8 protein-coding genes and 1 tRNA gene are annotated in these 10,032 nt (G+C 42.9%); all 9 read right to left on the bottom strand.

The window, feature by feature from the left end; translation table 11 throughout:
- Positions 1-47 precede the first annotated feature (47 nt).
- Entirely contained in the window at positions 48-4,166 is a 4,119-nt protein-coding gene (gene rpoB, locus JMX50_RS02845) for a DNA-directed RNA polymerase subunit beta (protein WP_201565503.1), read from the bottom strand.
- Positions 4,167-5,021: 855 nt separating this feature from the next.
- On the bottom strand, positions 5,022-5,393 hold the full coding sequence (gene rplL / locus JMX50_RS02850) for a 50S ribosomal protein L7/L12 (protein WP_201565501.1): 372 nt from the start codon (positions 5,391-5,393) through the stop codon (positions 5,022-5,024).
- A 126-nt stretch (positions 5,394-5,519) separates the two neighbouring features.
- On the bottom strand, positions 5,520-6,047 hold the full coding sequence (gene rplJ / locus JMX50_RS02855; protein ID WP_201619266.1) for a 50S ribosomal protein L10: 528 nt from the start codon (positions 6,045-6,047) through the stop codon (positions 5,520-5,522).
- A 418-nt stretch (positions 6,048-6,465) separates the two neighbouring features.
- Positions 6,466-7,167: a 50S ribosomal protein L1 gene (rplA, locus tag JMX50_RS02860; RefSeq protein WP_201565497.1), complete on the bottom strand. Its 702-nt coding sequence runs from the start codon at positions 7,165-7,167 to the stop codon at positions 6,466-6,468.
- Complete coding sequence (gene rplK, locus JMX50_RS02865) at positions 7,168-7,599, bottom strand: 50S ribosomal protein L11 (protein WP_068405081.1); 432 nt, start codon at positions 7,597-7,599, stop codon at positions 7,168-7,170.
- A gap of 92 nt (positions 7,600-7,691) precedes the next feature.
- Positions 7,692-8,222: a transcription termination/antitermination protein NusG gene (gene nusG / locus JMX50_RS02870; RefSeq protein WP_201628324.1), complete on the bottom strand. Its 531-nt coding sequence runs from the start codon at positions 8,220-8,222 to the stop codon at positions 7,692-7,694.
- A gap of 71 nt (positions 8,223-8,293) precedes the next feature.
- Entirely contained in the window at positions 8,294-8,782 is a 489-nt protein-coding gene (secE, locus tag JMX50_RS02875; protein ID WP_201628325.1) for a preprotein translocase subunit SecE, read from the bottom strand.
- Between the two features lie 51 nt (positions 8,783-8,833).
- Positions 8,834-8,909: transfer RNA gene (locus JMX50_RS02880), tRNA-Trp, on the bottom strand.
- Positions 8,910-9,310: 401 nt separating this feature from the next.
- A partial coding sequence (locus tag JMX50_RS02885; protein ID WP_265088572.1) for an EF-Tu/IF-2/RF-3 family GTPase occupies positions 9,311-10,032 on the bottom strand: 722 nt, incomplete at its 5' end.

Raw genomic sequence — 10,032 nt, forward strand, 5'->3', positions numbered from 1 at the left:
TAATAATTAACTAAAGCTATGTTAAAGGTAGCTTCAGTCAGCCGTGCTTAATGGGTTTGCTTTAACTCAATATTGATACCCAGTGATTTGATTTCTTTGGTCAACACGTTAAACGATTCAGGCATACCTGGATCCATATATTGCTCACCATCGACAATGTTTTTGTACATACGGGTACGGCCTTCAACGTCATCCGACTTCACCGTCAGCATCTCTTGCAAGGTATAAGTCGCGCCATATGCTTCTAGTGCCCAGACTTCCATCTCACCGAAGCGCTGACCACCAAACTGTGCTTTACCACCAAGTGGCTGCTGCGTCACTAATGAGTAAGAACCAGTAGAACGCGCATGCATTTTGTCATCAACCAAGTGGTTAAGTTTTAGCATATACATATAACCAACGGTTACTTGGCGGTCAAACTTCTGACCAGTACGACCGTCATACAAGGTCTGCTGACCATCACGCGCCATACCAGCAAGCTCTAGCAAGTCTTTGACTTGATGCTCATGAGCACCATCAAATACTGCTGTGCCCATCGGTACGCCGCCGCGTAAGTTGTCCGCTAGCGCCATGATGTCATCATCACTTAAGCTATCAAGATCCACTTGCTCGCCGCCCACTTTATTATAGATTTGGTCTAAGAAATCACGCAAATCTTTAATCGCTGCTTGTGCTTTGAGCATACCATCAATCTTTTCGCCCAAGCCTTTTGCTGCCATACCTAAGTGAGTCTCTAGAACCTGACCGATGTTCATACGCGATGGTACACCGAGTGGGTTCAAGACGATATCAACGGTATTACCATGTTCGTCATAAGGCATGTCTTCAACCGGCATAATGCGCGATACCACACCTTTGTTACCATGACGACCAGCCATTTTATCACCAGGCTGGATACGACGCTTAACCGCTAGATATACTTTAACGATTTTTTGTACGCCATGTTGTAAGTCATCACCAGCGGTCAATTTGCGTTTTTTCTCGGCAAATTTAACATCGATGTCTTTTTGCTTATCGACCAAGTAATCAGCGATTTGCGTTAGACGCTCAGAGATTTCTTCTTCAACCGGTTGGATATCAAGCAAAGTCTCAAGGCTCATGTCTTTCATATCAGCCAATGCCATCACTGTACCGGCTTTTAGACCAGAACCGCCACTGACTTTTTGACCGTCAAGCAAGCTTGCGATACGACCACGAGCTGCTTCTTCAAAGATGCGTAGCTCTTCTTTTAAATCTTTACGGTAGCTATCAAGCTGTGATTTTTCAATCGCTTTTGCACGCGCATCTTTTTCAACGCCGTCACGGGTAAAGACTTGCACGTCAATAACCGTACCTTTGCTTGATGTTGGAACACGCAATGAGGTGTCTTTAACATCAGCAGCCTTTTCACCAAAGATAGCCCGTAGTAGTTTCTCTTCTGGCGTTAGTTGCGTCTCACCTTTTGGCGTGACTTTACCAACTAAGATATCGCCAGCATCTACTTCAGCACCGATATAAACGATACCCGCTTCATCAAGGCTTGATAGCGCCGCTTCACCAACGTTTGGAATATCAGCAGTAATTTCTTCTGTTCCAAGCTTGGTATCACGTGCCACACAAGTCAATTCTTGAATATGAATGGTGGTGAAACGATCTTCTTTCACCACTTTTTCAGATAGCAAAATCGAATCTTCGAAGTTGTAACCATTCCAAGGCATAAATGCGATGCGAATATTCTGACCCAGTGCCAACTCGCCAAGATCCGTTGAAGGACCATCAGCCAAGATATCACCCACAGCAATCTCGTCGCCTTGGTTTACGATAATACGTTGGTTGATACAAGTGTTTTGGTTAGAACGCGTATATTTAACTAAGTTATAGATATCAATACCCGCTTCACCAGCGACCATCTCATCTTCATTAACACGGACCACAACACGTGAAGCATCAACGTCTTCGATTACACCGCCACGCTTAGCGATAACACAAACACCAGAGTCACGAGCGACGTGACGCTCCATACCGGTACCTACTAACGGCTTATCAGCACGTAGCGTAGGAACGGCCTGACGTTGCATGTTCGAACCCATCAAGGCACGGTTAGCATCATCATGCTCTAGGAACGGAATCAAACCAGCAGCGACCGATACCACCTGACTTGGTGACACATCCATATGCGTCACTTTTTCTGGCGGCATACGCACGAATTCACCATAGCTACGCACACTGACCATCTCATCAGATAACGCGCCTTCTGCGGTTACTGGTGAATCAGCCTGTGCAATAACAGTACCGACTTCTTCAATCGCTGATAGATACTCAATAACGTCTGTTACTTTACCGTCAACCACACGGCGATATGGCGTTTCTAAGAAGCCAAAGCTGTTGGTTTTAGCAAAGGTTGCTAGTGAGTTAATCAAACCAATGTTTGGACCTTCAGGAGTTTCAATCGGACATACACGGCCATAATGGGTATCATGTACGTCACGTACTTCAAAGCCTGCACGTTCACGGGTCAGACCACCGGGTCCTAATGCTGATACACGGCGTTTATGCGTCACTTCTGACAATGGATTGTTCTGATCCATGAACTGTGATAACTGGCTTGAACCAAAGAATTCTTTAACCGCAGCCGCTACTGGCTTTGAGTTAATCAAATCTTGCGGTGACAAGTTATCAGATTCCGCTGAGCTTAAACGCTCTTTAACTGCACGCTCAACACGTACTAGACCAACACGGAATTGGTTTTCTGCCATCTCACCAACCGAACGAATACGGCGGTTACCTAAATGGTCAATATCATCGACTTCGCCGCGACCATTACGAATTTCAATCAATTCTTTTAGGACGTTAACGATATCATCATTGGTCAAGACGCTACGACCGCGTTGAATATCAGCGTCATCAGTATCTTCAAACTCTAGACCCAAACGACGGTTAAACTTCATACGACCGACATTCGATAAGTCATAACGATCAGGGTTAAAGAACATACTTTCAAACAGCTTCTCAGCGGTTTCAACCGTTGGTGGCTCACCTGGGCGCATGACTTTATAAATCTCAATCAAGGCTTCTTCACGGCTTGAAGTGCTGTCTGCACGTAGCGTATCGGCAATATAACTGCCTTGGTCGATATCGTTGGTGAATAGAATGCTGAATTCTTTGATAGACTCACTGGCTTCAAACGCACTTAATTTAACCAATAATTCATGGTCAATCAGCGTATTGGCTTTAGCGATAACTTCGTCATTAACGACGATGTCTTCCGCTAAAATACGCTCGTATAAGTATTCATCAGGGATAGAGATTTTGGTCATACCCGCTTCTTCAAGCTGACGGATACGGCGAGCATTAATACGTTTGCCCTGCTCGACAACCACTTCGCCTTCAGGCGTCACGATATCGAACTGCGCCATCTCGCCACGTAAGCGGTCAGCTACCAGATCAATCTCAAACTGCTCTTCGCCTTTATAAACTGCGACTTTATCAAAGAACAAATCTAAGATCTCAGACGTGCTTAAACCTAAAGCGCGTAGGATGATAGAAGCAAGCAGCTTACGACGACGGTCAATACGAGCAAAAACCAAATCTTTGGCATCAAATTCAAAGTCTAACCATGAACCACGGTAAGGAATGATACGGGCGTTATAAAGCACCTTACCACTTGAATGCGACTTACCTTTATCATGGTCAAAGAATACACCCGGTGAACGATGCAGCTGTGATACGATTACACGTTCAGTACCATTGATAATAAAAGTACCGTTGGCAGTCATCAATGGCATCTCGCCCATATAGACGCTTTGCTCACGGATATCTTTGATTGCCGCTTTGCTGTCTTTATCTTTGCTGTCTTTGTCTTTGATGATTAGGCGAATTTTGACACGCATCGGCGCAGCAAAGGTCGAGCCGCGTAAGATACACTCACGCTCATCAAATTCAGGCGTACCTAAATAATATTCAACGAATTGTAACTCAGCATTACCAGAGTGACTCTCAATTGGGAAAATAGAGGAATACGCAGCTTGCAAACCAGTATTCTCACGAGCTTTTGGCTTTTTATGCTCTTGCAAAAATTGCTCATAAGAATCTACTTGGATAGACAACAAATAGGGAATGTCCATCACAGTAGGCAATTCAGCAAAACTTTTGCGAATACGCTTTTTTTCAGTATAAGAATATGCCATCGAGAGTCCTTACAGTAAACGTGGAAACAAATTGAAAGCGTGGCCAGCGTGCATCAATATTAGTTGATATTAATACTATGCAAACTTAGCGACGTAAACGATAATATAAAACGGTTATTCATGCTCATTTAATGACTGATGATTAATTCACGCGTATAGTGCATGATTAAGCCAGCTTATTTAAGCGTAAAATCGGCATCTAAACATGCCTATATGAGTGCTGACATTGCAAATTTCAATGCCCTACACTCTATAGTACTTAAGGCCAAGCACTGGTCTTTAAATACTATTGATTCTCTTTATAAATTCACTTAAAGTGTTATTGATACCTTTAAAGCGTTGTCGATATCTCAAACAAGGGTGTTGCGTATTAAGTTCAATTTCATGCTATTTAATGGTGCCTTTTAATACTACACAGCAAACGACTCACCCGCTACAATCATAAGTAATATCGTCGCTGATATCTACCGTCTACGAGCCTACTTACTGACAGTAAAACCATGCTAAATGGATAATCGAATATTTATAACTTTTCGGAATTAATGGTAACTGGGGTAACTATAACTTTTAGAAACAATGACTTTTAGAATCAGTATAAACTATAGCGTTAATGGGAAAGCATGCAGACACAAAAAAATGCCAAACATCGATCGACGTTTAGCTTATATTAACTGATTTCAATAACTACTAAGTGTACTTGCATGTATATCGTCTGTCCTTTTGATGGGTATCCACCGTGATGTTGCATGCGTATGTTGGCAGACACAAAAGGTCAAGCTACGAATTATAATAAAAAAAAGCTGGCAATGCAAGGCATTACCAGCTTTTTTTGTACAACACTAAGATAAGCTGAGCTTATTTTAGTTCAACAGTTGCACCAGCTTCTTCAAGTTTCTTTTTCAACTCTTCAGCTTCAGCTTTGTTTACGCCTTCTTTGATTGGAGCTGGAGCGCTTTCAACCAAATCTTTCGCTTCTTTCAAGCCAAGACCAGTAGCTTCACGTACGGCTTTAATTACGCCAACTTTCTTCTCGCCAAAGCTGGCAAGAACTACGTCAAACTCGTCTTTTTCTTCAGCAGCAGCAGCAGGACCAGCAGCAGCAGGTGCAGCAGCAGCAACAGCAGCTGTTACGCCGAATTTTTCTTCCATAGCGCTGATTAATTCAACGATATCCATTACTGACATTTCAGCGATTGCGTTTAACACATCATCTTTAGATAGTGCCATGAGAACTCTCCGTTATCTGATAAAATTTAGTTGGTTTTAATATCGCTTGGATTGCTTGCCAAATTTTCAAATAGTGTTGGCAATAAAGTGCAATCGGCGATGTCAAAGTTACGTTAAAACAAGCAATTAAGCAGCTTCTTTTGCGTCTTTGATTGCTGCTACCGTGCGAACAAGCTTACTAGGAACAGCGTTCATAGTTTGAACAAGCTTGGTAACTGGTGCGTTCATAGTAGCCATTAGGATAGAGATTGCTTCGTCGCGAGTTGGTAGCTTCGATACGCGCTCTAGCTCTTCTGGACCATAAACTTCACCACCGACTGATACCAATTTGGTCTCTAAAGCTTTGTTATCTTTACTGAACTCGAAAACAACTCGAGCAGCAGATCCCAAATCTTCCATAGAGAAAGCCAAAAGTAGTGGACCAGTCATACGGTCTGACATGCTCTCAAACTTAGTGCCTTCAAACGCGCGTTTTGCTAGGGTGTTTTTTACCACTTTCAAAACGACGCCTTTCTCACGGGCTTGTTCGCGTAGCTTAGTAAGCTTTGCAACACCAATACCATGATATTCGGCAGCTACTGCTGAGTGAGCATTAGCAGCAACTTCAGACACTTCAGCCACAACTTGTTGTTTTTGCTCTAGCGTTAATGCCATAAGTTGACTCCTTTAATCTAATCAATCTAATTCATACTAAGACTGACTTGATACGATACGTTATTTATAAATTCTATAAAGAATTCACTCATAACGACTGATTACGGCACCGTTATCAGAATGACATCAAGTGATAGCCTAGCGCTTATATTAATTTTTAATACAGCTACTAGCCTATCGGCTCTTATCAACAACTGGGTGGGTCACCGTCTGCGTAGGACAACTAAGATTTTCATCTGTCGTCGATTAACAAAAGCAGCTCGTTGTTATTATCAGCAATCCGAAAATCATTAATAATAACGCAAAACCGCTTTCTACCTACGGTCTTAGACAGCATAGCGTTTGCTACGCTGACCTAATTCTTTAAAATATTTTTGCGGCCTTTATTTGAAATCGTCAAATAAAGGCCGATGTTTAATTATTTCGCTGTGCGATATGGAACAGGATCAATGGTGATACCTGGGCCCATAGTGCTAGACAAGGTAATTTTCTTAATGAAAGTACCTTTAGAAGTAGCAGGTTTAGCACGCTTTAGATCTGTGATTAGTGCTTGAGCGTTTTGGATAACTTGCTCAGCAGTGAAACCAACTTGACCGATAGTGGTATGGATAATACCCGCTTTATCAACACGATACTGTGCTTGACCCGCTTTAGCGTTAGTTACAGCTTCAGCAACGTTAGGCGTTACCGTACCAACTTTTGGGTTAGGCATCAGGCCACGTGGACCTAGGATAGTACCTAATTGACCAACAACACGCATCGCATCAGGAGCAGCAATAACGACGTCAAAGTCCATGTTACCGGCTTTGATTTGTTCTGCTAGGTCTTCAAAACCAACGATGTCAGCACCAGCTTCTTTGGCGGCTTCAGCAGCAGCGCCTTGAGCAAATACAGCAACGCGTTTGGTTTTACCAGTACCAGCAGGTAGGTTGGTAGCACCACGAACGACTTGGTCAGATTTACGTGGGTCAACGCCCAAGTTTACTGCGATGTCGATAGACTCTTTGAATTTAAGAGCTGGCAAATCGTTTAAGATTTGAACCGCTTCTTCAAGAGTGTATAATTTTTCGTTTTCTACACGCTCAGCGATTAACTTTTGACGCTTAGTAAGTTTGCTCATTTACACACCCTCCACGGTAATACCCATTGAACGTGCAGTACCAGCGATGGTACGGACAGCAGCATCAAGACCAGCAGCAGTTAAATCTGCATCTTTAGTCTTAACGATCTCTTCTAACTGAGCACGGTCCACTTTACCGACTTTAGCGGTGTTTGGTGTACCAGAACCTTTAGCGATACCAGCAGCCTTACGTAGTAAGTATGCAGCTGGTGGCGACTTCATGATGAAGGTAAAAGACTTATCGCTGTATACAGTGATCTCAGTAGGAATCGGTAGACCCGGCTCTTGGTTTGAGGTCGCAGCGTTAAATTCTTTACAGAACGCCATGATGTTCACGCCTTTTTGACCCAATGCTGGACCAATCGGTGGTGAAGGATTTGCTTTGCCTGCAGGCACTTGTAGTTTGATGTAACCATCAATCTTCTTAGCCATGAGATACTCTCCTTTATGGGTAATAGCGCCAAATCAATGTGGTATAACCCTTATTGACTAACAGCTCCCCGGTTGATGAATTTGTGGCTGGTTTAATCTAGTTTTTCAACTTTACTAAACTCAAGCTCGACCTGAGTCGGTCGATTAAATACGTTTACCGTTAAATGTAGCTTAGACTTCTCATAATCCACTTTTTCAACCAACCCTTTAAAGTCAGTAAATGGACCATCGATAACCAACAACTCTTCGCCCGGCTCAAATAGAGTCTTAGGACGCGGGTCAGCTTCACTCTGGTTCAGACGGTTCAAGATGCGATCTGCTTCTACTTGCGTAATAGGTGCAGGCGTCTCTGGCGTGCCACCGATAAAGCCCATAATACGTGGACAATCTTTAACGATGTGCCAAGTGTTGTCGTTCATCTCCATTTGGATTAATACATAACCCGGAAAGAACTTACGCTCGCTTTTACGCTTTTTGCCGTCTTTCATTTCGACGACTTCTTCAGTAGGAACCAACACATCACCGAACGAATCAGCAAAGTCACTACGATTAATACGATCAGTTAATGAACGTTGTACTTGCTTTTCATATCCTGAAAACGCTTGGACAATATACCAACGCATATCACGCTCCTGATCATTACAGTTAAGTCGTTATGAGTAAATTTTGGCTTAAAGGACACTAATACGCGTCATTAACCAATAAAGATACCAACGAACCAATTAAAAAAGTTATCTAATAACCAAACAAGGAAGCCAACAATCGCAATCATGACAAGCACTTGCCATGTGTATTGAAAGGTTTCATCTTTGCCTGGCCATGTGACTCGGCGCAGCTCAACGGCCGCATCTTTTAATAATATTTTAAAAGCGCGACCTTGATTTGTTAATGCCAAGCACACGAAAGCAATGATAACCAGCGCCGCGATAATACCAATACGCACCCAAACATCATTGGCAGGTTGCCAATAGCCAGGTAAGTATTGATTAACTAACGTTGCACCAATTAAAATCGCTGCGGCTAATAGCCACAAAATCACATCTTTTACTGAACCAGTTTTAGCAACTTCAACAGCAGTCGATTGATTGCCAGCTGAAACGTGCTTATCTTTGGACAGCATTCCACCAGCAACTGCCTTGGCATCAGATAACTTAGTCTCGAGGTTATCTTGATTATTGCTCATAAAGAACTCACTTCGGAGATGGTGGGGTATGACAAAGATGTGATAAGAAGATGGCAGGCGATGTAGGACTCGAACCTACAACCCTCGGTTTTGGAGACCGATGCTCTACCAATTGAGCCAATCGCCTATGGGTGTAAAGGACAGCATTATACAATATTTGGCATAGAATGCAAGCATTTAGGAATAAAATTCTTCTATCACCTTAATGTCACTATTCTGAAACCTTATTATCTAAACACTTTATATGCATAATAATCTTAAATATTTAGCATAAAAGGTGCTGATAAGCTGCAGCGTTAATATAGCAAGCTCAGTCAAGAATTACAATAGATAGCAAGCAGGTTTAAAAACGAATTTTTATAAATACAGTTAAAATGGGAATATCTTCTTATTCAAGCCTACTCTTCAACCATTCATATTTAATCACTTATTCTACACCCACAAAAAAAGCCACCCTCTTACAAGGATGGCTTTTTTATTACTGCTTAACGTGATCAGATTGCTCTGATAGCGTTAGTGCTTTAATGCTTAGCTAAGTACGTTAGCAACAACACCAGCACCTACAGTACGGCCGCCTTCACGAATAGCGAAGCGTAGACCTTTGTCCATAGCGATTGGGTGGATAAGCTCTACGCCCATCTCAACGTTGTCACCAGGCATGACCATTTCAGTACCGTCTTGTAATTGGATTGCGCCAGTTACGTCAGTAGTACGGAAGTAGAACTGTGGACGATAGCCGTTTAGGAATGGTGTGTGACGACCACCCTCTTCTTTTGACAGTACGTATACTTCAGCGTCAAACTTGGTGTGAGGAGTGATAGAACCTGGCTTAGCAAGTACTTGGCCACGTTGTACGTCTTCACGCTTAGTACCACGTAGTAGTACGCCACAGTTTTCGCCTGCACGACCTTCGTCAAGCAGTTTACGGAACATCTCTACACCAGTACAGGTGGTTTTTTGCGTGTCACGGATACCAACGATTTCGATCTCGTCACCAACACGTACGATACCAGATTCAACACGACCAGTAACAACAGTACCACGACCTGAGATTGAGAAGACGTCTTCGATTGGCATTAGGAATGCTTTGTCGATGTCACGCTCTGGCTCTGGGATATAAGTATCTAGGATACCTAGTAGTTCTACTACGGCTGGTTGGCCATATTTGCCTTCGTCGCCTTTAAGGGCTTGGGTGGCTGAACCTTTTACGATTGGGGTGTCATCACCTGGGAAGTCGTAGTCGTTAAGAA

The sequence above is a fragment of the Psychrobacter maritimus genome, from assembly GCF_904846345.1.
Taxonomy (GTDB): domain Bacteria; phylum Pseudomonadota; class Gammaproteobacteria; order Pseudomonadales; family Moraxellaceae; genus Psychrobacter; species Psychrobacter maritimus.